Here is a 23,390-nt window from a genome sequence, read left to right as displayed (position 1 = left end):
CGTGTTTTGGAATCTGGACTTTCCACTCTCCACGTTCAGCTTACATAAAGGAGCACACAATGAGCACACATTTGCAGCGTGAGATAGATAAACTAAAGAAGAAAATACTATTTATGGGCGCGGAGGTCGAGGACTCTCTGAGCAAGGCCGTCGAATCGCTCGTCACTCGCAACCCTGATCTGGCCGATGAGGTAATAAAGAGCGATGAGGAAATGGATCAGCTCGAAGTCGAGATTGAAGAGGAGTGTCTCAAAATTCTTGCCCTGCACCAACCTGTGGCAATCGACTTGAGATATGTGGTTGCCATCCTCAAAATCAATAACGACCTTGAAAGAATCGGAGACCTCGGTGTCAATATTGCGGAACGGGCGGCATATCTGTCATCACATACTCCGATAGATCTTCCCCTGGACTTCCGCGGCATGGCCGAACTCACCCAGCTTATGCTCAAGCGCAGCCTCGACGCTCTCGTAAATCTGGACACAAACCTTGCCAGGCAGGTCCGAGCATCGGATGATGAGGTTGACGCTATGAACAGGCATATGTATAAGCTTCTGGAAGATTACATTCGCGAAAACCCGGACAGAGTTTCTGAGGCGTTCCATCTGTTATCTACATCGCGCCATCTCGAAAGAATAGCCGACCAGGCTACAAATATAGCTGAGGACGTCATATATATGAGCGAGGGTGAAATTGTGCGTCATCAGCCTGAAGTATTTAATGACATGGGGATTAGATGAGCTTGCCTCCGGGTATGTATGCCTTAGTTTACATCTGGAGGTAAATCGAGATGATACAAGTGGGGCAGCAGGCGCCGGATTTTGAACTCGACGCAGTGATCGACGAAAAGTTCGAGAAAGTCAAACTGAGCACGTATGAAGGCAAATGGGTAGTGCTCTTCTTTTGGCCATTGGACTTTACATTTGTGTGCCCGACCGAGGTAACTGCATTCAGCAAGCGGCTGGATGAATTCAAATCACTCGGCGCAGAAATTCTCGGTGCGAGTATAGACAGCACATATACACACCTGGCATGGACTCAGCAGATTGGGCCTATCCACTACCCGATGCTCTCTGACATAACAAAAGAGGTCAGCCGAGAATATGGGGTGCTGATCGAGGACCAGGGGATCGCCCTGAGAGGGCTGTTTATAATTGATCCAGAGGGCGTTTTGCGATATCAGGTGGTTCACGATCTCAACATCGGTCGCAATGTCGATGAGGTCATCAGGGTAATCAAAGCTCTACAGACGGGCGAGATGTGTCCGGTTGACTGGAATGAGGGCGCCTCTACCCTTGGCAAGGGTTAGGTCAGGGGCCAGCGCAACCTCGTTGATGTCATATAGCGCGAATAGCGGTTTGATGGCGGACGGCAGGTGTTCATCAAATGTGAGTCCCTGCCTCCGCTGCTCATATGGCTCCCAGGAATTTATACGACCTTGCATAGTGCGAACCTCATTTTCAACCATCTCCCATTGGGAAACCACACGCGGATGATTGTGAACCTCGATTATATTCGTGAGCAGCCTGCCGGGATATCGGATCATTTTTCCACGATAATACATCGCCGAGGACGTTCCTCCGTCCAGACTCACAGCATCCGTTGCGCCCAGGGATTTCATCACACTTGCCAGGCGTCCGAATGTGATTGGCGTGCTGACCGATACCAGCAGCAGCTTATTGTATCCGGTTATGCCCATCGCCATTCTGGTGCGACAGCCGAACAATCCCGGATGTCTGAACCCCTCGCGAGCCGGATTGAGCGCATATGCGCCGTTCGCCAGAAGCAGTGGACCTGTGCGCAGGCCAGTCCCGACGCCCGACCAGTTGAACTTTTCACCTTTACGAGTGGCGTTGAATGTGACCGTATATCCCTTTTCATTGATTTTTGTAAAGCATACAGCAGTCCCGATTGCGCTCTCATGCGCGGGCTGACCCTCGATTACGATGGAGCCGACCGGATAGAGTGTGCGGGTGTCGAAATATGTGCCGGTCACTGCTGCCTCGGGAGAATGCCGCTTCACCATGCTTAAAAACGACTCACTGGTGGGAATCCCTTTGGCTGGAAGACCTATCTTGACCTGTATATCCGGGTCGTTGAGGTTGGCTGTGATGACATACGTACATGCGCCGTATATGCGCATCTGTTGCAAGTTCACGCTTGTCGTGTCTGAATGCGACAGGGGCGGCGCAGTAATTACAAGAGCAACGAGGAAAGGCAAGAACCAGCGGGCTTTCATAGTTCCGCACCTCCTTGCCGGCCATTGCACTCTGTCGTCCGATCATCCCTGGTGCGGGCGGCCATGCGGCCGGGGATCGTAATGCATGAGCTTTCTCACTTATTTAGACGATTAGCGGGTTCAAAAGGTTCACTTTTAATGAACCTAATATGAAAAATGGTGGTCTGTAATGGGTGCACAAGGGCTTACTTTCAAAGACCTGCGCAATGCGATACTATTCGCTGCGTTTATATACCTTGTCGTTGTGTTCATCAACGATATTGTGGATGTGCTGCTCGTATTGAGCATCACCGCACTGCTGGTTGTCTCGCTCGATCCCTTCGTGACCTGGCTAGAAAAACATAAGATCCCGCGCTCGGCAGGCACAGCCATTGTGATATTGACGCTCCTGGGAACAATAGCTGGTCTGACATACCTGATCGCGCCTGTTGCCGGAAGGCAGTTATCAGAATTAGCCGCTGACTTTCCAGACCTTCTGGAAAAGATCAGGAGGTGGTTCGCATACTACTCAGAACACTTTCCAACGTTTGCAAAGCTTGCTCCAAAGCTCAATGTCGGCACTCTACTTCAGTTCATAAAACCCTTTATAGGCGGAATAAGCCGGGCTACAGGCAGCGGAATACTCGCCATTGCGGCTGCAGTCGTGATACTGGTGACGACGATTTATTCACTCATCAACCCCAAACCTCTTGTAGACGGGTTTCTGAGCATACTGGACGATGAAGGGAAAACAAGAGCGACTGCGGCATGCAGACTCCTTGCCATACAGATCAGAGCATGGGCACGAGGAACGCTGTTCGCCATGTTCGTCATATTCGCACTTACATGGTTCGCGCTGACTGTGCTTGGGTTCAAACAGGCACTTCTTTTTGCCGTAATTGCGGGCATTCTGGAGATTGTGCCTGTGATCGGACCCATTCTGAGCGCAGTCCCGCCCATACTCGTCGCTCTTGTAATAAATCCAGTGCTGGTGTTGTGGGTCATAGGCTCATTTATCTTAATCCAGCAGTTTGAAAACCATGTGCTCATCCCGCTGGTAATGTCACGACAGGTCCAGTTGCATCCTGTCACGGTAATATTCTGGGTACTTGTGATGGGAGCACTTTTCGGCCTTATCGGCATTTTTATTGCGACGCCAACAGCCGTTATGGCAGGCATTCTTTACGATGAACTGTACTTATGTGAATACAGAGGAATATGCCGTGAATCATCCGAGATCAATACAGAAAATGAGGAAAACACGCAAGAGTAGATTAACTCATTTTTCGGAGACCAGATCGATCACCTCTTCCAACTTCACCCAGATGACATCACCATTGTGCGAGACGTATAACAACATTGCCTCTTCAGCCACATCAAGTAGCCTGCCCTGCCTGGTCTCATATTCGACCTGGCCATCCTTTGCACGGACGGGAAAACGATAGGTCAGCTTGAACTTTTCGTCGGCATCAAGACGCGCCGCGACATCTGAAATGTCAATCAAAACATCCTCCAGCAAAGCATTTTGAGAATACTTCCGTGTCGATAAGAAGTTATATATCGGTCACGAAATATCCTCCCCTGGTATGATAAAATAGATATATGCAATGCAATCAACCACAATATTTCGGCAAAGTTATCGACTTCCACGTGCACGTATACCCCGACAACGTCGCCCAACGCGCCATAGACAATGTCTACACTGCCAATAATCTTATCCCGGCATATGATGGAACGACCTCGGGTTTGATTAATATGATGGATAATGATGGAGTGAGGCTTGCAGTCATTGCTCCGATAGCCACAAAGGCAAGTCAAGTCGAGAGCATAAACGATTGGGCAATATCTCACACCGACAAACACATAATTTCATTCGGCGGCATCCACCCGGACTGCGATGATCTGGACGATCAGGTCGAAAAAATCATATCAGCGGGTCTGCCGGGGATTAAGATCCACTCGAACTGGCAGGACACATACGTAGATGACCCCAAGATGCTTCCTATTTATGAGGCCGCGCAGGGACGGCTGATCGTGACGCTTCATGCGGGCGATGAGGCAACCTACTTTGAAGTGCAGAGAGCAATGCCGGACAGAATACTCCACATTCTCCAACTCTTCCCGAAATTGACTGTCAATGCAGCCCATCTGGGTGGATTTCAGATGTGGGACATGGCTGAAGAATATCTTATCGGCAAAAACGTTTATTTTGACGTATCGGCATGCTTTGGCCATGGCATATCGAATGAGCAGGCTCTCAGGATTATAAGAAACCACGGAGCTGAACATATTCTCTTCGGCACCGATTCGCCTCTTGACAGGCCGTCTGTCATATTCGGCCACCTAATGGAACTTGGTCTGACCGATAATGAGATGGAGCTTATATTGTGGAAGAACGCCGAGAGGCTGCTTGGATTAGACAAATAGTTGGTTGGGGGTATTCTTGCCCCCAACCATCCCTCTATTTCGCAATCAGGGCTTGCACCAGTCCTTCGATAGTATAGTCCTCAGCGATAATATCGGGTTCCAGACCATGCGCTCTGGCAGTTTTGGCGGTTATCGGACCGATGCATGCGATTTTGATGTCTTTGGACAGTTCAAGATCACCCGCAAGCTCTATAAAACTCTCTACAGTCGAAGAACTGGTGAATGTAATTATGTCTAAGTTTTTGGATAATAGTTGTGCACGCAGGTCTTCCGCGCAATCGTGATTTGTGACAGTCTCATATACCGGCGCAACAATAACTTCAGCCCCCATGGCTCTCAAACCATCTGGAATTGTGTCACGCGCTTTCAAGGCTCTGGGGATGAGAATAGACTTGCCTTTCACATCTTCGAGAAACTGCTTTATGAATTCCTCGGCCACATACTCCGAGGGCACATAGTCGGCCATGAGTTGAAACATCCTGAGAGTGTCAGCAGTTTCGGAACCTATCGCTGCCAGTTTTGCGCTGCCGAGAATCCGTATGTCCTTTTTCAGTTCGTTAAGACGCATCATGAACCGGCATACGCCGTTTACACTCGTGAATATTATCCAGTCAAATGTTCTTTCAAGTGCAGCGTCTATAATGTCATAATCGGGCGGACGAATAATCTTGATGACCGGGATTTCGACCACATCCGCGCCCAGTTCATGCAGTTTTTCAGTTAGCTCACCAGCCTGATGCTTCGCCCTGGTCACGAGAATGCGCTTGCCGAAAAGAGGTTTCTTTTCAAACCATGAGATTGTATCGCGCAGTTTTACAACCTCCCCCACGACCGTCACGGCAGGAGGGCTTATCTGCTCGCTCTCACACTTTTGAACGATATCGTCGAGCGTGCCGGTGACAGTCCTTTGAGACGGACATGTCCCCCATTGGATTACTGCAACGGGAGTCTTTGGGTCGCGGCCATTGGCTATGAGACTTTCGACAATATGCGGCAGGTTCTCTATCCCCATAAGAAAAACGAGGGTGTCTACTCCGGTCGATATCTTGTCCCACTTGATATCCGAGCCTTGCTTATCTGGGGATTCATGGCCTGTGATAACTGCAAATGATGACGCGAGGAACCTGTGAGTGACTGGAATCCCCGCATATGCTGCAGCGGCGACGGATGAACTGATGCCGGGCACGACCTCGAACTCTATCCCGGCCTCGGCGAGAGCAATCGCTTCTTCTCCGCCCCTGCCGAAGACGAATGGATCGCCTCCCTTGAGCCTGGCTACCATTCTCCCCTGCCTCGCCTGCTCGATAAGTGTGGCATTTATCTCATACTGGCTGAGTGTGTGGTCGCGCGACTCTTTGCCTGCATATATGATCTGTGCACCATGTTTGATATGGCTAAGAAGTGCGGGGTTTGCAAGCCTATCCGTGACTATTACATCGCATCGCCGGAGCAGTTCCATTCCCCGGAGCGTAATCAACTCCGGATCGCCCGGGCCCGCTCCGATCAGATACACTTTTCCTGTTTTTTTGAGCTTGTCAGCCATTTACAGGAACCATCTCGGGCAAGTTTCTCCCGTTCTTGACGAGTATCGTATCGCGCTTGAAGTTGACATCGTCGAGGTTGGGGTAATCCAGGTTGTAATGCAGCCCCCTGCTCTCTTTTCTCCACTGCGCAGACAGAATAATCAGCTCGGCAGTCAAGGCCATATTGCGAACCTCCAGCAACCTTGCAGTGAGCCTGCCATCAGCATATAAATCATCAGCCTGGCGCTGGATATCGTGAACATCGGCCAATGCGGCAGCAAGTCGCTCATTTGTCCTGACTATGCCGACATATTTCCACATCACCTTTTGCAGCCGCGCAATTAAACCCTCAATCAATTCCGCGTCCACACGCTTATCATGCCTGGTTACCGGAAATTCATTCACGTCGGCATAATCTATCGAGCCTATCTTTCGCTCGACGTCGATGCTTGCCCTTCTGGCAAACACGATTGCCTCCAACAGCGAGTTGCTGGCAAGCCTGTTTGCGCCATGCACGCCAGTACACGACACTTCGCCGCATGCATAAAGGTTTTCGATCGAGCTGCAGCCGTTGGTGTCTACCACCACTCCGCCGCATGAGTAATGCGCAGCCGGCACAACCGGTATCCAGTCACGGGTGATATCGACACCGGCCTTGAGGCAGTTCTCATAAATATATGGGAAGTGATGCTTTACCATCTCAGGGTCCAGATGAGTGACATCCAGATATACGCATTCATCACCGCTCTTTTTAAGTTCCGAGTCTATTGCTCGGGCAACCACATCTCTTGGAGCCAGACATCCCATATCATGATAGTGCTCCATGAATGTCTCGCCATTTGTAAGACGCAGTATCCCGCCTTCACCCCGTACGGCCTCGGATATCAAAAACGAGCGTGCGCCCGGTTCGGGGTTCTCGACATAAAGCGTGGTCGGGTGGAATTGTATAAACTCCAGGTTCGCAATCACGGCTCCCGCGCGGTATGCCATCGCGACGCCGTCACCAGTAGCAATATCAGGGTTTGTAGTGTGCAAATATATGCGGCTAAGTCCGCCTGTCGCAAGCATGGTCTCCTTCGCCCGGATGCTCATCACATCGCCCGTTTCCGAGTCGAGCACATGCGCTCCACGGCAGATGATCTTGTCTCCAACACGCTCAGTTATAAGATCGATCGCATGGTCATGCTCGAAGACTCGAATATCATAATTGGCCTTTACTTGAGAGACCAGCGCCCGTTCGATTTCGCGGCCTGTAAGGTCCGCAGCATGAACTATGCGCCTGGTGGAGTGGCCTCCTTCACGGCCAAGATCAAGGCGGGTAGGCTCTGGTGAGTCTGAACTGTGAGTAAACCGCACACCAAACTCCACAAGCTCTCTGATCCTGTCCGGTCCCTCATGAACGAGTATATCGACCGCATCTTCGTGGCATATGAACGCTCCTGCGACATGAGTATCCCTCACGTGTGCCTCGTATGTATCGTTAGGGTCCATTACGGCGGCTATCCCACCCTGGGCATAGTTCGTGTTCGACTCAGTGTCGCTCTTTTTCGTCACCAGCGCAACATGCCCCAGCTCCGCCGCCTTCAGCGCAAAGCTCAGACCCGCAATGCCGGTGCCCAATACCAATACATCCACATCAATAATCAACTATCCAGCCGCTCCAATATCATTTGTTGCCCCATACCTTGCTTCCTCAAGTAAATCCTCTGCGCCTGCATCTCGCAGTTCGTCTGCCATTCGTCTGCCTATATCTTCCCAATCGTCAGCGCTGCCGCTGAGGCTTTTTCGTATCATGCGCGATCCATCCACTGACGCCACCATCGCATCCAGCGCTATAATATCGTCAGACTCACGTCCATTTACCCCGACAGGCGTCCTACAGCCTGCTTCCAGCGCTGCGATGACGGTTCTTTCGGAACACACACACCTGCGAGTCTGAGGATGATCCAGGCTCGACAATATATCCGCAATATGCTCTCCCGCGCGGCACTGCACAGCCAATGCGCCCTGCCCTGCCGCCGGGATCGAGATGTTCATGGGGATCGCCTCGCTAATTCGGGATTCTAGGTTCATGCGCCGAAGTCCTGCACACGCAAGGATAATCGCATCATAATCGGGCCCGCAGAGCTTCCTGAGGCGTGTATCGAGGTTTCCACGAAGATCACGTATGTTCAGGTCTGGACGGTAATGCAGGATTTGTGCACGACGCCTAGCGCTGCTGGTTCCTACAGATGCACCTATGGGCAGTTCGCTCAACTTACCGGATTTAGAAACCAGAGCGTCCCGAGGGTCCTCACGCTCGGTGTATGCAGCGATGCTGAGGCGTTCGTCCATATCTGACGGCAAATCCTTGGCGCTGTGGACAGCAATGTCGATCTCGCCATTTATCAGCGCAAGCTCTATCTCTTTGACAAACAGTCCTTTATCGCCAATTGCTGCCAGAGGAGAGTCGATAATCCTATCGCCGGTGGTCTTTATGACCTCTATGCGGCAGGAGATATCCGGGTACGCTTCAATAATGCGGCTGACCACCCAGTGCGCCTGCCTCAGAGCCAGTTCGCTCCCTCTTGACCCGACAACTATCTCTTTCATTACAGACAATTATACAGCAGTCCAAGGCAAGTTGGTAGTTTTTTCGTGCATCGCAATATTCTGTGGTTAATCATCTTTTCTATTGACACCTACCGCGTAAACGTGGTATAGTTAGGTTAGTCTAACTTAGGGTTTCCTAACAGCAAAGGATGTTCACAGATGGCAGATAAGCATGTTTCGCTCTCGCGCTCTATGGAAGACTACCTCGAAGCCATCTACAACCTCAAGATCAAAAATCAGGTGGCGCGCATCAAGGACATCGCCCACCTGATGGAAGTCAAAATGCCCTCCGCCACTGAAGCCATCCGTTCTCTCGTAACAAAGGGTTTCGTGAAGCACGAGCCTTATGAAAATGTCGAGCTTACCGATCAAGGTTTGGACATTGCCAGAGACATAGCCAGCCGTCACAGCGCGGTGAAAGATTTTCTGGTAGGCGTGCTCGGCCTGAATGACAATGATGCCGAAAAAGAAGCCTGTGGGATCGAACATGCAATACGGCCGGATACTTTGACAAGGTTCCTCAAACTTGCTGAGTTTGTGCGCGCCTGCGATGATAATCACTCACTCAGGCTGGCACATTTTCAGCATTATATGAAGCACGGCACATATCCTGACGACTGTGACTTCTTCCACACCATGGGCAGTAGGCACGGACATCGTCATTGGCACACACGGCATTCGGGTGCAGCGACTCTCAGCGATCTTGAACCGGGCTCAAAAGGACGAATTGTATTTGTCCATGGTCATGGACCCATCAGAAGACGGCTTATGGAGATGGGGGTCACATCCGGTGCGGACTTTGAGGTGATCCGTATGGCTCCTATGGGCGACCCGATAGAGATCAGAATACGGGGCTACAATTTGAGCCTGCGCAAGTGTGAAGCAGAACATATCGAAGTCGAGTTATAAGTCAGTTATGAGCTTGTGAGTTAAAAATTGAAAACTGAAGTGGATAAAAAAGAAATTGTAATTGCGCTTGCCGGGAATCCAAATTCGGGCAAGACGACTGTCTTTAATGAACTGACCGGCGCGCATCAGCACGTTGGGAACTGGCCGGGTGTCACAGTCGAACGCAAAGAGGGAGTCATCCACAGAAATGGCCACGCGCTCAGGATTGTCGACTTGCCAGGCACATATAGCCTGGCTGCGAGGTCACAGGAAGAAGTAGTGGCGCGAGACTTCCTTCTGGAAAACCATGTCGATGTGATAGTCAATGTTGTAGACGCGGGAAACCTCGAACGCAACCTCTACCTCACCACGCAGCTCCTCGAACTTGGGATACCCATGGTTGTCGCCCTGAACATGATAGATATGGCCGAGCGCCACGGTCACAAAATCCATTTGAAGAAATTTTCAGAACTCCTGGGCGCAGCGGTTGTCCCGACTGTCGCGCATAAAGGCGAGGGAATGGATGCCGTCATCGAGCAGGCTATCAGCCAGGCCAAGTGTAATGTCTGTGAGCCACCCAGAAGTGCACGACATACCCCGGAAGTTGAACTCGAGATCGGCAAGCTGAAGGACAGACTTGCGCTCATGCCGGACAGCTCTGTCCCGATCAGATGGGTTCTCATTAAAGCGCTTGAGGGTGATCAAAGCGCCAAACTGCATCTTGCGAAGTGTTCTGCAATGGGTGATGATGCAATTACTGAGGTGGACAACACCCGCCGCCACCTTGAAGCTCACTTTGGTGACGACCTGGAAGCCATCATAACCGACGGCAGATACGGCTTCATCAGCGGCCTGCTGCGCGAGGCTGTGACACATACCGATGTACACGATGTCACTCTGACAGACAAGATCGACAATATCGTGCTCAACCGCATCCTGGGCATTCCGATTTTCCTGGTCCTGATGTGGCTGACATTCAAGCTGACATTCGATATAGGCGGCATATTCGCAACATATATCGACCACGGCGTCACAGAGCTGAGCATATGGGTGTCTGGTGTCCTGCCGCATGGACCGCTTTCTTCGCTGCTGGTGCATGGTGTGATCGCCGGAGTCGGCGGTGTGATCGTGTTCGTGCCCAATATCGTAGTCATTTTCGTAATCATATCCCTACTTGAGAACTCGGGCTATATGGCGCGCGCTGCATTTTTGATGGATCGCTCGATGCATGTGCTCGGACTGCACGGCAAGTCTTTCATACCTATGCTGATGGGATTCGGTTGCAACGTGCCCGCTGTTATGGCAACCCGCACGCTGGAGACCTATGAAGACCGTGTCCTGACGATCCTCATCAGCCCGCTTATGTCCTGCACCGCCAGGCTGCCAATATACATACTCTTCACAGGCGCATTCTTTTCGCAAAACGGAGCATGGGTAATCTTCTCGATATACGCGCTGGGTGTGATCCTGGCTGTGGTCTCAGGCAAAATTTTTAGAAAGACACTCTTTCCAAAGTCGATCTCGCCGTTTGTAATGGAACTGCCGCCATACAGGCTTCCCACATTAAAGGGCACCATAATCCACGTCTGGGAACGCACCTCTCTATTCATAAACAAGGCCGGGACTGTCGTGCTTGCCGCTTCGGTCATCATCTGGCTGATGGGGTCACTGCCATGGGGCGTAGAGTTCGGCAGCTCAAATAGTTTTGTCGGACATTTGGGCAGGATACTGGAACCCCTGGTCCATCCGTTGGGGCTGGACTGGAAAGCAGCAGTAGCACTTTTGATGGGACTGGGAGCGAAAGAGGTCGTGGTAGGCACTCTCGGTGTGCTATACGGCTTCAAACACGGAATCGGCGGCGAGAAGGGTCTTCAGCAAGCAATCAGTCAGGCATTTACACCGGTCACGGCATATACGTTTATGGTGTTGAGTCTTATCTATATACCCTGCATCGCCACCATCGCGACAATCAAGCGCGAGACAAACTCCTGGAAGTGGACTCTCTTCTCCATCGCTTATTCACTTTCTCTGGCATATGTCATGGGCTTTGCGGTATATAAAATCGGACTTATGATGGGGTTCAAATGAGCGTTATCTTGCAGTGGATTATTGTAGGCATATTGGTCGTGCTGGCGTCAGTGTACCTTGCCCGGCGATTTGCGAAGTCGAGCAGAGGTGATTGCACGGGATGCAGCGGATGCAAGACCGCGAGCAACCCTGACTGCTCGAATTGCCCATTGGCTGATCCGGACAAATTGTCATCAAACATCTCGAATACAAAATAAGAACATGGCGCTTCCACAAAATCATAGAAGCGCCCGGTAAAGTCACTAATTATTCTGTGACAATATCTGCTCACAGAGTCTCAATGCCTCGCGCTCAAATCCAACAACTTCTCTAAGCGAATCGACTTGAGCTTGACGCATCTCAGGCCTCCAGTCATCTCCAGCAGGACTCTCGCCCTTCGGCGCATACTTCTCGCACTCATTAAGCTCTGCGACTATCCGGCTATATACACCTGCGAGATTCATAAGCAAATCTCTGTTTTCCGAGCCGAGGATTTCAGCGTGGTTCGCCAGATAACGTGAGACGGACTTACGCGCATCGATCAGTGAATCCATTACGAACCGGTTTATGCTTGCATGCTTGCAAAAGCTATCGTAATCATTGGGGTCATAACGTGAATCATCAAGCAGATCTGATATCCATGTCTCAAGCCCCTCGAGTCCTCGTTTGTATGAGCATCCGCCTCCCGAAACAAAGCCGTCTCCGCGTGCATATGTGACTGCAATACGCAGAGACGTAAGTAGACTCTCATGACGGCTGCGAGGCGGTTTGCGCTCGCCTATCAGATAGTTGAGCCAGGGCAGACGCTCTGTTCTGGAATAGTCATCGCCTGGGTCATCGAAATAGGTTCTGCACAAAAGCGTTTTGCCTTCATCGGCATATCCGGTGATTACGCCCCACTCCGCTGCGCGAACAAGGTCTATGCCCAGCGCGGGACGGCCTTCATCTATGCTTTTTACGAATGCAACTCTTGTTTCACTTTCACCTTCAGCCCAACCACCTTCAAACCCGAGAGTATCCATTGCTGCCTGTCCATGATCGTAACCAAGCATTCCATCCACACAACTCCAGTCCCAGTCAGGATGGGCAAAACAAAAACGGAACGCAGCACCGCTCAGTCCCATCAAATCATCATAGCCGACCGGCTCTCCTATGCGGTTGAGTGCTCGCAGCAGTGCGCCTATGAATGTGCATTGACCGGGGTTGCCCCAACTCAGTTTCGGAACGCCATCGATCCAGACTTCTCCATTATGCCGATGGATGACTATTCCATTATCCATAATCGCCGATTGCTCGACATGATGCTTCATTGCATTCCAGCTACTGAAGCCGTAATCGAGGGCGAGTGCGAACTGAACCTCGTTGAGCTTCACATCGGATGCCAGAATTTGTGTGTCTGTCGAGTTAGCGAACCTGTAAAGCTGACGCAATATCGGACAAGCGGCACCGTCACCATGTTGGTGAGACTTGAGCAGGCTCTTGGCCTGACGTTTGAGGTGACCCAGGTCGGGTCGCGGTGGTAAATTTGTGGTCATATTGACCTCCTTTCGCATCACGCCTGTGGTCTGCAACTTCAGGCTGAAAGAAGGTGCCAATTATCGCACTCTAAAGGTGAACTGAGTTCTTCCCGCAGACCAGGTGGCGTCCTTCAACGCCACCTGGATAATATCATGGGGTTAAATGCTTGTCAAGGATGAAACTAAGCGGGCCGATTAACGAGCTTTTCATTCGCCTCATCCCATCGCCATACCGATTTCGCTCCCAGCAGATGGACGCCTCCGAACCACTGGTCAATGCCGTTGATTTCAATCCAGTCTGATTTCCCATCGAGCACATCGCGGCCCGTATCCGTGAGATACATACTCAACTTGTCGACAGGCCACGCTTTATTACGGTTTTGTATATTCTCAAGCCCTTCAATTTTTATAAGAGGGCTGGAACCATGTGCCAGAGGTTCCAGTCTGTTGAACAGCATTATGTCTCCAAAATACGGCGGGTCTTCCATATCGGATACATGCCAAAATATATCACCGAATTTATGATAACCCTGAGTTATTACCTCAAGCGCTTCCTGCTGCTCACGGCCGAGCCCGTTTCTCACCGATGGAAACCTTTGCAAGTGGCGCTTTAGCGCAGACGCAATATATGGCAACGCAGATGTATCCTGCGACAGGAAATCTTCTATTGCTGTCGGGTCATCTGAGCGATACGCCTTCCATGCCTGCGCGCCCAGGTCAAGCTCATGCTTGGTCACTTCATGTCGGGTATCCAGCAGTGAAGCCATTTGGTCCGGCTTTAGTTCCCCCAACCCCTTGAATTTCGGCATGCCCGGATACTCGCCAATACAGATCAGGCTCAGCTTCGTATCTCCCATATCGCGATGCGAAAACCAGTCCAGGTGATGAATTAGTATAGTCTGATCATAGAGACATGCGTCGAACCATAATATAACCTCTTCATAGTCCGTATATTCATTAAGCTGGTTATACATGTTGCGGAAGCTCGCAGCGGCATTTTCTGGGTTATCGAACCAGTCTATAAATGTGTCCGAGCGCAGTTTGAACCATGAGTCATCAACCGGGACATCCGGCACTGCTCCCTCACAGAATGCGTCATACCAGACTCTCACAACGCCCGGCACACCGCTTCTTCTCAGGCTCTCTGCGGACACATCGCCGCACTGCAGATGCAAAAACCGACTTTGATCGTGCTTGACTATTACGGCTTCCTTCAAAGCATTCCAACTGGCAAACCCGTAATCCATGGCAAGAGCATACTGCGCCTGCGCCAGAGTCAACTTTGAGCTGAGTATCTCCTGGTCGGAAAGATTGGTGAAGCAGTTCAGACGCCGCAGGACAGCACATACTCCCACGTCGCCTGAATTATGCGATTTGAGGAGTGTTTTTGCCTGCTTCTTGAGGTTCTCAAGGCTTGGCCTTGCGGGTAATGATGTGGTCATCTCGACCTCCTTTCAATTTGCGCCCGCTGTCTGCAAATAACAGGCTGAAAGAAGGTTAATCTTGATTCGCTTAACTGGTGGGCTTAGCCCTTTCCGCAGACCTGAGGCGTCCGTCGCGCCCAAGGTCAGGATATATCAATATTGCGGGTCTGTCAAGTGCAAAAAGGCGGCGATTCGGAGATCGCCGCCCATCATATTACTGTCAACTGATTATCGGCAACCGACCTAGTCTATCTGCATCGGCATAAGAACATATGTATAATCGAATTGTCCCTGCGGCCTGATGACTGCCGGGCTGGACTCTCCCGAAAGCTCCACATCAATCGCCTCAGTGTCGATCACGTTCAACACATCCAGCAGATAGCGGGCGTTAAAGGCCATTTTGGTGTCGTCACCCTCTTTGATGACCTCGACTTCTTCATGTGCTCTGCCGATATTTCCGCTTTCGGCTGTGACCGTCAGAGTGCCGTCCTCTATACTCAAAACAGTCTTATGCGAATTTTCGCGAGCAACAATCTCAACACGCTTTACGCTCTGCAATAACTGATCCGTTGGAACCGTGAGTTTCTTATTGTGCTCCTGGGGAATTACCTTATCATAATTTGGGAACTGACCTTCGATGAGTCTTGAGATAAGGCTGGTCTCACCTATCTTGAACAGAACCTGACTTGCCGCGATCTTGACCTCAATCGTCCCCTCGCCCTCCGGCACAATGCGTGAAAGTTCGTTCATTGCGCGACCTGGGATTATCGCGTTCACGCTGCCCTGGCTCTGAGCGACAGTGCACTCCTGCAGACAGAGCCTGTGACCGTCAGTAGATACCAGCTTCGCTCCGTCATCGGTGACCTGCAGCAGGATTCCGGTAAGGATCGCGCGGGACTCGTCAGGACTGATGGCGAATGACGTCCTCTTGATCGCGTCACGCAGGACATCGTGTTCGACAGACAGGCTGACGTCTTCATGTATCTCCGGCAGCATCGGGAACTCTTCCGCTGGCAAACCCAGAATCGAATAGTCTGATGTGCCGCATTGCAGGCTGATAGTGTTTGTATCATCCACAGAGAGTGTCACATCAGTATCCGGCAGAGCCGCAAGGATTTCGGTCAGAGTCTTCGACGGGACAGCCATCTGACCCGGTTCCTCGATCTTCGCCTCTACAACGCACTCCATGCCTATCTCAAGGTCTGTTGCGGCGATCCTGATCTTATCCTCCTCAGCCGTGATCAGCAAGTGCCCTAGAATCGGAAGTGACGTGCGCGGACTGACAGCTCTTCCGGCAGTCTGAACACCCTCGAATATATCCTTTCTTGCACATATAACCTTCAACGACTGTTCCCCCTTAATCTGCTTTCAAATCTGGCGTTAGTATAGCACAGCAGGCCGCCACTTACAAGTGATACTTGTTGTTTTAGAACTCTATAGCTGCTTCATGAGCTGCGAAAAAACAATCAACTTTTTCCGGCAAAGATGCATCCTGTTAATAGAAGGCCTTCTGTTGTAGAATAGGAGCAATTATGAAAGATCTCACATCACTAATTTCACGGACCAAGTCCGGGGACCTGGATGCATATGGTGAAATCGTGCGCCGGTTTCAGGACATGGCGTATGGTTACAGCTATTCTATGCTCGGGGATTTCACTGCTGCCGAGGACGCTGCACAGGAATCATTTATCCAGGCATACAAAGAACTTGCAAATCTGCGAGAGCCTGACGCATTTCCGGGTTGGTTTCGCAAGATTGTGTATACCCAGTGTGCAATGATCGCGCGGCGCAATAGTGTGCCGACTGTTCCGCTCGATGATGTCATGGAGTTGCCGTCAGCAAACACCGGTCCGCACGAACTAGCCGAACAAAGCGAGATGCGCCAAAGAGTCCTTAATGCAATCCGTGCTCTGCCTGAAAACGAGCGTGTGGTTACAGCTCTTTTCTACATAAATGGATACTCACACAATGATATCGCCGGATTCCTTGAGGTGCCGCTTTCGACAGTCAAGAGCCGACTACACACCGCCCGGACACGGCTAAAGAAGAGGATGATAGACATGGTAAGCGAATCACTGCATGCAAACAAACTGCCCGAAGACTTCGGGAAAAGAGTACTTTCTTCGATACCTGTGCTGAGCTGGGGAAATAATAAAGAATGCACATTCGCAGGCGCACTGGAATCGGCGCTTTCGATTACAGACCATCCTTGCAGCTATGAGACGATAATGGGCGGAACCGCGCTCGCCTTCCGAACGCGCTGGTGGAAAGCTAATGACGGCACAGGTTGGTGCGGGTCGAGTCCGGTTGGGGAGTTTCCTGAAGAGATTGAGGCTGCCGGCAAGGTGACCGGCAGGCCGATACGTATTGAATGTCATCTTGGTAATCCTGAAGCACATATGGAACGATTTGCATCGGACATAGTGACCTCGATTGACAAGGGTATTCCGGTGCTGGGATACGATGAAAAATCCAATGTTTCAGTAATCTGCGGATACGAAGATGAGGGGCACACTATCCTGATGCGCGATTACTTCCGTGGAGATCAGATCAACCGGATTGAAGTGGATAAGTTGGAACCCTTCCTGCTTTTTTTGACTGATTACATAGGTGCTGCCTCTCGCGGAGATACCTTAAAAATGGCACTGGAGCTTGCGGTGGAGAATTTCTCATGGGCAGATATTGTTCCGCATCCAAATCAGTTGGGATCATATCATTATGGCAAACACGCCCTTGCAAAGTGGGCGGATGACATAGCTCACTATGACAATTATACACAGGAAGAGCGGGAGAAATTATTTTTTGTGAGTTGGTGGAATATGGATTGTCTGTATGATGCCCGCCTTGCCGCAGAGAGCTTCCTGCGTCAGAACCTGGACCTGGCAGACTTGGGTAAAGCAGCCGACCTGTACAGAAAAGAAGTGCAGACCATCCATCAGGTATCGGTCGTCTCAAAAGAGGCGTTTCTTGGTCCATGGACCGGTAAGTCTATCTCCGATTGGACTCCAGAGGTAAGGCAGCGCGAAATAGACCTGCTTAACCAAGTGTGCAAGATCGAGGAAGAGGCCATTGGGTCGGTTGTTGCTGCTTTGTGATAAAGGCAAACATCATATCGATGTAAAACCGGACACATAAAGACATTATCTTGTCATTATATATAGCACGCCATATATACCAATATTATCATACATCTTCACGGCATAGCCATGAGTAGGTTGGGCTTATCTGACACAAATTGTCGTTATTGACATCATAGTGTTGACATTCATGGGTTTTGGTGATACACTCCGACTGCTTGCCAAAAAGAATACCAAAGGAGAATGAAAGGAGGGTTGAGGGTAGAATGAAAAAAGCGTTGTTGTGCGCTGTTGTGCTTGTGCTGTTGTTGAGCACAGGAGCGTGGGCTACCGTTATCTGTAACGGCAGTAAATGTGGCGGCACCGGTATTCGAGATTACATCTATGAGGTGTCTTTTGCCACAACGTTCGGCTACTTACAGATCGGCACATGTGACGGCAACATCAATGACTACACAAGTGTGTTGACTCCGAATGGCTGGACGTTCAATATCGTTGAAGCTACAGAAGCAAACGCCGAGCTTCACGATATATTTTCGCCACATGGGACAGTTCAACAGACTCCAGTCGACAAGTGCCCGTATCTCATAGTCTGGGCAAGTACTGACGTTCAGTATGACGTCAGTGCCTTTGTGTTTGGATATAATAATTCAAATGCACCACATGACGCCGACTGGACAATCGGCTTTGCCGATGACGGTGATTGGACCATGGCTCTGGGTATGGGTGAAGGAGTAGTTCACTCTCCGAGCGTGCCTGAGCCTGGCTCATTTTTTGCACTGGCAGCAGGTCTTTTGGGGCTAGCCGGGCTGAAACTAAAGATCAGACGCTAGTTCAACCACAGATGAAAAAGTAACACAAAAGGGCGCAGGGTTGCGCCCTTTTGTGTTATATATTTATTTTGCGGACTTGATTATAGTCGCAAACTTCTCAGCAACCAGCGCCGCACCACCGACCAGACCGCCGTCTATGTTCGGCTTTGCGAGCAGCTCGGCTGCATTCTTGTCATTCATGCTGCCGCCATATTGTATTCGTACAGCATCGGCCACATCCGCGCCATACATATCTTTGACAATGCTTCGTATCAAACCGCAAACTCTGTCGGCCTCGTCCGAATCGCATGTCTGGCCTGTACCTATAGCCCATACTGGCTCGTATGCAATGACCATCTGCATGGCCTGCTCTTTTGTGAACCCGGCAAGATCAGTCTTCATCTGGGCAGTGATGACTGCGTCAGTCTTGCCTGCTTCGCGCTCGGCAAGCATCTCACCGCAGGCAATGATCGGTTTGAGACCGGCAGCGAACGCGAATTTGGCCTTCATATTGACAGTGGCATCGCACTCGCCGAAATATTCAAGGACCTTGGCAAGCTCATCATCAACCGTGCCGAATCGACCACGGGTCTCCGAGTGACCTATAATAACCCACCGGCATCCCGCATCCATAAGCATCTTGGGCGAAATCTGGCTTGTCCATGCGCCGGACTCTTTCCAGAATGTGTTCTGACCGCCGAGCATGATGTTCGAGCCTTTAATCGCATCGCCGACCTTGGCAAGCGACACGAATGTCGGGCACACGGCTATGTCCACATTGTCGATTTCCGCAACGAGCGGCTTAAGCTCATTGACCAGAGCGACGCCCTCGTCAATGGTCTTGTTCATTTTCCAGTTTCCAGCAATAAAAGGTTTTCTTGACATTAGTTTTCCTCTAATAATTTCTTAAGCACTGAGTGGGCGTCACCACTTCGATGTGCATGCAGGCCGCGATAATGACCGCAGCCTGCAGTTAGTTATTACTAATTTGATGTTTTACAGTATCTTATTTATCCTGCAGCGCAACCACGCCCGGCAGTTCCTTACCTTCGAGGAATTCGAGAGAAGCACCGCCACCAGTGGATACATGGCTCATCTTGCTTGCAAAGCCCATCTGCTCGACTGCAGCAGCGGAGTCACCACCGCCGATAATCGTAGTTGCATCAGCATCGGCGAGAGCTTCGGCTATGGCCTTAGTGCCGACTGCAAAATTGGGCATCTCAAATACACCCATCGGGCCGTTCCAGACCACTGTTTTGGACTTAGCGACCACTGCCTTGAACTTCTCTATCGAGGCGGGACCGATATCCATGCCCATCCAGTCGGCAGGGATTCCGTCTACCGGCACAACCTTGCGCTCGGCTTCGTTTGAAAACTCAGTCGCCACGACAACGTCTACCGGCAGTACCAGCTCAACGCCAAGCTCTTTGGCCTTGGCCATTGCATTCTTGGCAAGGTCGAGACCCTCGGCATCCAATAGAGACTTGCCGATCTCATAACCCTGTGCCTTAAAGAACGTATACGCCATGCCGCCGCCAATAATCAGGCTGTTTACTTTGGTGAGCAGGTTGTCGATTACAGGGATCTTGTCCGCAACCTTAGCACCACCCAATATAGCAAGGAACGGCCTTTCGGGGTTGCCGATAGCCTTGCCCAGGTAGTCGAGTTCCTTCTCCATAAGAAATCCCGCAACACCCGGCAGATATTTTGTAACGCCCTCGGTGGAAGCGTGCGCTCTGTGAGCAGTGCCGAACGCATCGTTGACATAAAGCTCACCAAGACTTGCAAGCTGCTTGGCAAACTCAGGGTCGTTCTTCTTTTCTTTTTTATAGAACCGGACGTTCTCCAGAAGAAGTATGTCACCGTCCTTAAGGTCCTTAGCGGCCTGCTTAACCTCATCACCTATGCAGTCGTCTGCTTTTTTTACATTCTTTCCAAGGAGGTCCGAAAGGCGCTGCGCAACAGGATCCAGATTGAACTTCGCTTTGGAATCCGCCGTGACAACACCGTTATCGTCCGTCTCAGGGCGGCCAAGGTGAGACATAAGAATCACCTTGGCGCCGTTGTCTATCAGATATTTGATGGTAGGAAGCGCCGCAACGATACGCCGATCATCGGTTATGTTGCGGTCCGAATCCAGCGGCACGTTGAAGTCCACACGGACCAGAACGCGCTTCCCGCGAACGTCGATATCCTTTACGGTCTTCTTATTCATCCTCAGAGACCTTTCTTGACCATGAACATGATGAGGTCGCCTACTCTCATGGAGTATGCCCACTCGTTGTCATACCAGGAAAGAACCTTGGCGAACGTGTCACCGAGCATCATCGTGGACAGGCCGTCGAAGATCGAGCTTCTCGGGTCACCCTTGAAATCTGTGGAAACCACTGCGTCTTCTGTGTAACCGAGGATTCCCTTCATAGGACCATCGGCTGCGGCCTTGACTGCTGCGTTGATCTCTTCGACGCTGGTCGCTCTCTTGAAGTTGACTGTGAGGTCAACCAGGGAAACGGTCGGTGTCGGGACGCGCAGTGAAAGACCGTGCAGTTTGCCCTTAAGCTCAGGGATTACAAGACCGATGGCCTTAGCTGCGCCTGTGCTGGTCGGAATGATATTCACGGCGGCTGCGCGGGCACGTCTCGGGTCCTTGTGAGCCTGGTCGGCTGTCCTCTGGTCATTGGTGTATGAGTGGATCGTATTCATGAAACCATTCTCGATACCAATGGCGTCATTGAGAGCCTTTGTAAATGGAGCAAGGCAGTTGGTTGTGCAGCTTGCGTTGGACACGATGTTGCATGTGGCCGGATTGTAGACATCCTCGTTCACGCCCATGACGATGGTGGCATCCTCATTCTTGGCGGGAGCGGAGATGATGACTTTCTTTACTGTGCCGTGCTTGTGAGCGGCGGCCTTTGTGGCATCGGTAAAAACGCCGGTGCTTTCTACTACGATCTCGACGCCGTGCTTCTCCCACGGAATGTTCGCGGGGTCCTTTTCGGCATAAACAGCAATCTTCTTGCCGTCGATGATGATTCCGTCATCGACTGCCTCGACGGTTCCCTTCCACGGGCCGTAGTTGCTGTCATACTTGAAAAGGTGGGCATTGGTTTTGGAGTCGAACAGATCGTTAATTGCAACGACTTCGATATCGTTGGGATAGTTCTCAAGCATCCCTCTCAGGGACAAGCGGCCGATTCTGCCGAATCCGTTGATTCCGACTTTGACTGACATTTTGTTTTTCGTTCCTCCTGTCATCGGTTGTTTGGTGGGTGGATTTATACATGCCAAAACAGCCCGGGGACTTAATAAGCTGCCGGGCTTCCTAAACCTATATATTTTATACGGCCAGAAGGCAAGTGTCAAACTTTTTATGTCGGTCGCAGTCGGCGGTTGACAGTTTGCGGTCGTGCAAGGCGGTAGGCAGTCAAAAGTGATATGATATCATGCTGATGGAATTGTTTTGCGGGAGCAAATATGGACAACTCAAATCAACTTGACTGGGCATGGATCCGTCCATGTGCAGAGCATATAGACATCGAGATTATGCAGTGCCATGAAGAAGGAAAAGACATCTCTTTGATTACCGACCAGGCTGCGCAATTGAAAAGTCTGGATTTTACTCTTAGTGAAAACGTTCAGCTTGTCGGGGAATTTTATGACATGACTGCCAGTCTGCCCGTTCGGGATGGTTACCCATATAAAGAACCGTCGGATATCAAAGGGATTCGCGCGCTCAGCAAAGGCTCGGATACAAAGAAAACCTGCGACATCGATCGGGATGTGCTGTATGATAAAGCATATGGCGCGTGGCTGGGCAGGATCGCCGGCTGCATGCTGGGTAAGCCTGTGGAGGGAAGGTCTTCCGCTCAAATCAGAACTTATCTGCAATCTCAGGGCAGGTGGCCGCTGAACGATTACTTTTCAATGAGATCCGACGAATCCGTGCGCAAGGAATGTGGGTTGGACTATGACTGGAGCAAAATGTCCGCTGAAGGGATGACTTGTGCAATTGCGGACGACGATACCAATTACACTACTGCCTGCCTTGCTGTATACAATACACATGGCGCGGACTTTACGCCCAGCAATGTCGCCGGTTTCTGGTTGAACAACATTCCATTTCTATACACATGCACGGCGGAGCGTGTTGCCTATCGAAACCTGGTAAATCTGGTTGCGCCACCCGAATCGGCAGCATTCAGAAACCCATATCGTGAATGGATAGGCGCTCAGATCCGGGCGGATTTCTGGGGATACGTATGCCCCGGCGATCCTGCCCGCGCAGCAGAATATGCGTGGAGAGATGCATGCATCAGCCACGTCAAAAACGGCATCTACGGTGAAATGTGGACAGCAGCGATACTCGCAGCGGCATATGAGACGAGTGATATCGAAACCATAATACGCGCAGGACTAGCGCAAATTCCCGGCACCAGTCGATTGCATGAAAGTATCGAAAGGGTTATCAGGCAATATCATGACGGCCTGAGTTATGAATGCGCCATCGCGGACATGCATTCACGCTGGGACGAGGCTCATCCACACGGCTGGTGCCACACAATCTCCAATGCGATAATCGTGACTATTGCGCTGCTTTGGGGCGCGGGCGATTTCACCAGGACGATCTGCAATGCAGTGATGGCAGGTTTCGATACAGACTGCAACGGAGCGACCGCCGGAAGCATACTCGGGCTGATTGTCGGCGCTAAAAACCTGCCGGACAACTGGGTCAGACCTCTTAATGACACGCTGCATACTGGGGTGGCGGGATATCACTGCGTCAAAATCTCGGAAATTGCAGGCCGGACTGCTGCACTGGCATCACATTCTTAATCCCTGCGCAAG

At 51.0% G+C, this 23,390-nt stretch carries 21 protein-coding genes and 1 pseudogene; 10 read left to right on the top strand and 12 right to left on the bottom strand.

Going from position 1 to position 23,390, the window contains the following annotated elements:
* The first annotated feature begins 59 nt into the window (after positions 1–59).
* A complete protein-coding gene (phoU, locus tag LLG46_10780; GenBank protein MCE5323783.1) occupies positions 60–740 on the top strand; it encodes a phosphate signaling complex protein PhoU in 681 nt (226 codons plus the stop codon).
* A 50-nt stretch (positions 741–790) separates the two neighbouring features.
* Positions 791–1,309 (top strand): peroxiredoxin, encoded by a 519-nt coding sequence (locus tag LLG46_10775; GenBank protein ID MCE5323782.1) that lies wholly within the window; start codon positions 791–793, stop codon positions 1,307–1,309.
* On the opposite strand, the gene LLG46_10770 is transcribed toward LLG46_10775, so the two are convergent.
* Positions 1,244–2,239, bottom strand: a complete 996-nt coding sequence (locus LLG46_10770) for a phosphodiester glycosidase family protein (GenBank protein MCE5323781.1) — start codon at positions 2,237–2,239, stop codon at positions 1,244–1,246. The two genes, LLG46_10775 and LLG46_10770, sit on opposite strands and share 66 nt — an antisense overlap.
* Positions 2,240–2,408: 169 nt before the next feature.
* Between LLG46_10770 and LLG46_10765 the strand changes: the two genes are divergently transcribed.
* Complete coding sequence (locus LLG46_10765) at positions 2,409–3,491, top strand: AI-2E family transporter (GenBank protein ID MCE5323780.1); 1,083 nt, start codon at positions 2,409–2,411, stop codon at positions 3,489–3,491.
* Positions 3,492–3,497: 6 nt separating this feature from the next.
* Here the strand turns inward: LLG46_10765 and LLG46_10760 are convergent, their stop codons facing one another.
* On the bottom strand, positions 3,498–3,722 hold the full coding sequence (locus tag LLG46_10760) for a hypothetical protein (GenBank protein ID MCE5323779.1): 225 nt from the start codon (positions 3,720–3,722) through the stop codon (positions 3,498–3,500).
* Between the two features lie 98 nt (positions 3,723–3,820).
* On the opposite strand from LLG46_10760, the gene LLG46_10755 reads away from it, so the two are divergent.
* Complete coding sequence (locus LLG46_10755) at positions 3,821–4,645, top strand: amidohydrolase (protein MCE5323778.1); 825 nt, start codon at positions 3,821–3,823, stop codon at positions 4,643–4,645.
* Between the two features lie 34 nt (positions 4,646–4,679).
* Here LLG46_10755 and cobA read toward each other — a convergent pair whose 3' ends face one another.
* From cobA to hemC, 3 genes are read right to left on the bottom strand one after another with little or no spacing between them, the layout of a single operon-like run.
* Positions 4,680–6,188: a uroporphyrinogen-III C-methyltransferase gene (gene cobA, locus LLG46_10750; protein ID MCE5323777.1), complete on the bottom strand. Its 1,509-nt coding sequence runs from the start codon at positions 6,186–6,188 to the stop codon at positions 4,680–4,682.
* Positions 6,181–7,815: an L-aspartate oxidase gene (gene nadB, locus LLG46_10745; protein MCE5323776.1), complete on the bottom strand. Its 1,635-nt coding sequence runs from the start codon at positions 7,813–7,815 to the stop codon at positions 6,181–6,183. Before nadB ends, cobA begins: the two co-directional genes overlap by 8 nt.
* Positions 7,816–8,760: a hydroxymethylbilane synthase gene (gene hemC, locus LLG46_10740; GenBank protein ID MCE5323775.1), complete on the bottom strand. Its 945-nt coding sequence runs from the start codon at positions 8,758–8,760 to the stop codon at positions 7,816–7,818.
* 159 nt (positions 8,761–8,919) lie between these two features.
* Here hemC and LLG46_10735 point away from each other — a divergent pair, with 159 nt between their 5' ends.
* The 3 genes from LLG46_10735 to LLG46_10725 are packed head-to-tail and all read left to right on the top strand — an operon-like array spanning position 8,920 to position 11,933.
* Positions 8,920–9,669 carry a DtxR family transcriptional regulator gene (locus LLG46_10735; protein ID MCE5323774.1) on the top strand — a complete coding sequence of 250 codons (750 nt, stop codon included), beginning with the start codon at positions 8,920–8,922 and terminating at the stop codon, positions 9,667–9,669.
* Between the two features lie 27 nt (positions 9,670–9,696).
* On the top strand, positions 9,697–11,736 hold the full coding sequence (gene feoB / locus LLG46_10730) for a ferrous iron transport protein B (GenBank protein MCE5323773.1): 2,040 nt from the start codon (positions 9,697–9,699) through the stop codon (positions 11,734–11,736).
* Positions 11,733–11,933 carry a FeoB-associated Cys-rich membrane protein gene (locus LLG46_10725; GenBank protein ID MCE5323772.1) on the top strand — a complete coding sequence of 67 codons (201 nt, stop codon included), beginning with the start codon at positions 11,733–11,735 and terminating at the stop codon, positions 11,931–11,933. The genes feoB and LLG46_10725 overlap by 4 nt, the downstream gene beginning before the upstream one ends.
* 45 nt (positions 11,934–11,978) lie before the next feature.
* Here the strand turns inward: LLG46_10725 and LLG46_10720 are convergent, their stop codons facing one another.
* The 4 genes and pseudogenes from LLG46_10720 to LLG46_10705 all read right to left on the bottom strand — a co-directional run bounded on the left by LLG46_10720 (position 11,979) and on the right by LLG46_10705 (position 15,989).
* On the bottom strand, positions 11,979–13,250 hold the full coding sequence (locus LLG46_10720) for a hypothetical protein (GenBank protein MCE5323771.1): 1,272 nt from the start codon (positions 13,248–13,250) through the stop codon (positions 11,979–11,981).
* A 164-nt stretch (positions 13,251–13,414) separates the two neighbouring features.
* Positions 13,415–14,674: a DUF1835 domain-containing protein gene (locus LLG46_10715; GenBank protein ID MCE5323770.1), complete on the bottom strand. Its 1,260-nt coding sequence runs from the start codon at positions 14,672–14,674 to the stop codon at positions 13,415–13,417.
* 225 nt (positions 14,675–14,899) lie between these two features.
* Complete coding sequence (dnaN, locus tag LLG46_10710) at positions 14,900–15,973, bottom strand: DNA polymerase III subunit beta (protein ID MCE5323769.1); 1,074 nt, start codon at positions 15,971–15,973, stop codon at positions 14,900–14,902.
* A pseudogene (locus LLG46_10705) lies at positions 15,960–15,989 on the bottom strand (hypothetical protein). Before LLG46_10705 ends, dnaN begins: the two are co-directional and overlap by 14 nt.
* 199 nt (positions 15,990–16,188) lie before the next feature.
* Between LLG46_10705 and LLG46_10700 the strand changes: the two are divergent.
* Both LLG46_10700 and LLG46_10695 read left to right on the top strand, forming a co-directional pair.
* Positions 16,189–17,751: a sigma-70 family RNA polymerase sigma factor gene (locus tag LLG46_10700; GenBank protein MCE5323768.1), complete on the top strand. Its 1,563-nt coding sequence runs from the start codon at positions 16,189–16,191 to the stop codon at positions 17,749–17,751.
* A gap of 248 nt (positions 17,752–17,999) precedes the next feature.
* The gene (locus LLG46_10695; protein ID MCE5323767.1) at positions 18,000–18,566 is read left to right on the top strand and encodes a PEP-CTERM sorting domain-containing protein; all 567 of its coding nucleotides are present in this window, start codon (positions 18,000–18,002) and stop codon (positions 18,564–18,566) included.
* A gap of 63 nt (positions 18,567–18,629) precedes the next feature.
* Here LLG46_10695 and tpiA read toward each other — a convergent pair whose 3' ends face one another.
* The 3 genes from tpiA to gap form a co-directional block, all read right to left on the bottom strand.
* Positions 18,630–19,430: a triose-phosphate isomerase gene (gene tpiA / locus LLG46_10690; GenBank protein MCE5323766.1), complete on the bottom strand. Its 801-nt coding sequence runs from the start codon at positions 19,428–19,430 to the stop codon at positions 18,630–18,632.
* 121 nt (positions 19,431–19,551) lie between these two features.
* Complete coding sequence (locus tag LLG46_10685) at positions 19,552–20,760, bottom strand: phosphoglycerate kinase (protein MCE5323765.1); 1,209 nt, start codon at positions 20,758–20,760, stop codon at positions 19,552–19,554.
* A gap of 2 nt (positions 20,761–20,762) precedes the next feature.
* The gene (gene gap, locus LLG46_10680; GenBank protein ID MCE5323764.1) at positions 20,763–21,776 is read right to left on the bottom strand and encodes a type I glyceraldehyde-3-phosphate dehydrogenase; all 1,014 of its coding nucleotides are present in this window, start codon (positions 21,774–21,776) and stop codon (positions 20,763–20,765) included.
* 243 nt (positions 21,777–22,019) lie between these two features.
* On the opposite strand from gap, the gene LLG46_10675 reads away from it, so the two are divergent.
* Positions 22,020–23,378 (top strand): ADP-ribosylglycohydrolase family protein, encoded by a 1,359-nt coding sequence (locus LLG46_10675; protein ID MCE5323763.1) that lies wholly within the window; start codon positions 22,020–22,022, stop codon positions 23,376–23,378.
* Positions 23,379–23,390: the final 12 nt, after the last annotated feature.

It is taken from the genome of bacterium (assembly GCA_021371935.1).
In the GTDB taxonomy this organism is placed as follows: Bacteria; Armatimonadota; UBA5829; order UBA5829; family UBA5829; genus UBA5829.
Note: the sequence above shows the minus strand (reverse complement) of the source record. Positions and strands in the feature narration are given on the sequence as shown.

Coding starts and splice junctions, on each gene's coding strand:
- LLG46_10700 (MCE5323768.1), top strand. CDS start 16,189: ATGAAAGATCTCACATCACTAATTTCACGGACCAAGTCCGGGGACCTG.
- LLG46_10720 (MCE5323771.1), bottom strand. CDS start 13,250: ATGACCACAAATTTACCACCGCGACCCGACCTGGGTCACCTCAAACGT.
- tpiA (MCE5323766.1), bottom strand. CDS start 19,430: ATGTCAAGAAAACCTTTTATTGCTGGAAACTGGAAAATGAACAAGACC.
- LLG46_10770 (MCE5323781.1), bottom strand. CDS start 2,239: ATGAAAGCCCGCTGGTTCTTGCCTTTCCTCGTTGCTCTTGTAATTACT.
- LLG46_10775 (MCE5323782.1), top strand. CDS start 791: ATGATACAAGTGGGGCAGCAGGCGCCGGATTTTGAACTCGACGCAGTG.
- LLG46_10695 (MCE5323767.1), top strand. CDS start 18,000: ATGAAAAAAGCGTTGTTGTGCGCTGTTGTGCTTGTGCTGTTGTTGAGC.
- LLG46_10685 (MCE5323765.1), bottom strand. CDS start 20,760: ATGAATAAGAAGACCGTAAAGGATATCGACGTTCGCGGGAAGCGCGTT.
- LLG46_10755 (MCE5323778.1), top strand. CDS start 3,821: ATGCAATGCAATCAACCACAATATTTCGGCAAAGTTATCGACTTCCAC.
- LLG46_10735 (MCE5323774.1), top strand. CDS start 8,920: ATGGCAGATAAGCATGTTTCGCTCTCGCGCTCTATGGAAGACTACCTC.
- gap (MCE5323764.1), bottom strand. CDS start 21,776: ATGTCAGTCAAAGTCGGAATCAACGGATTCGGCAGAATCGGCCGCTTG.
- phoU (MCE5323783.1), top strand. CDS start 60: ATGAGCACACATTTGCAGCGTGAGATAGATAAACTAAAGAAGAAAATA.
- LLG46_10675 (MCE5323763.1), top strand. CDS start 22,020: ATGGACAACTCAAATCAACTTGACTGGGCATGGATCCGTCCATGTGCA.
- LLG46_10765 (MCE5323780.1), top strand. CDS start 2,409: ATGGGTGCACAAGGGCTTACTTTCAAAGACCTGCGCAATGCGATACTA.
- cobA (MCE5323777.1), bottom strand. CDS start 6,188: ATGGCTGACAAGCTCAAAAAAACAGGAAAAGTGTATCTGATCGGAGCG.
- LLG46_10715 (MCE5323770.1), bottom strand. CDS start 14,674: ATGACCACATCATTACCCGCAAGGCCAAGCCTTGAGAACCTCAAGAAG.
- LLG46_10725 (MCE5323772.1), top strand. CDS start 11,733: ATGAGCGTTATCTTGCAGTGGATTATTGTAGGCATATTGGTCGTGCTG.
- hemC (MCE5323775.1), bottom strand. CDS start 8,760: ATGAAAGAGATAGTTGTCGGGTCAAGAGGGAGCGAACTGGCTCTGAGG.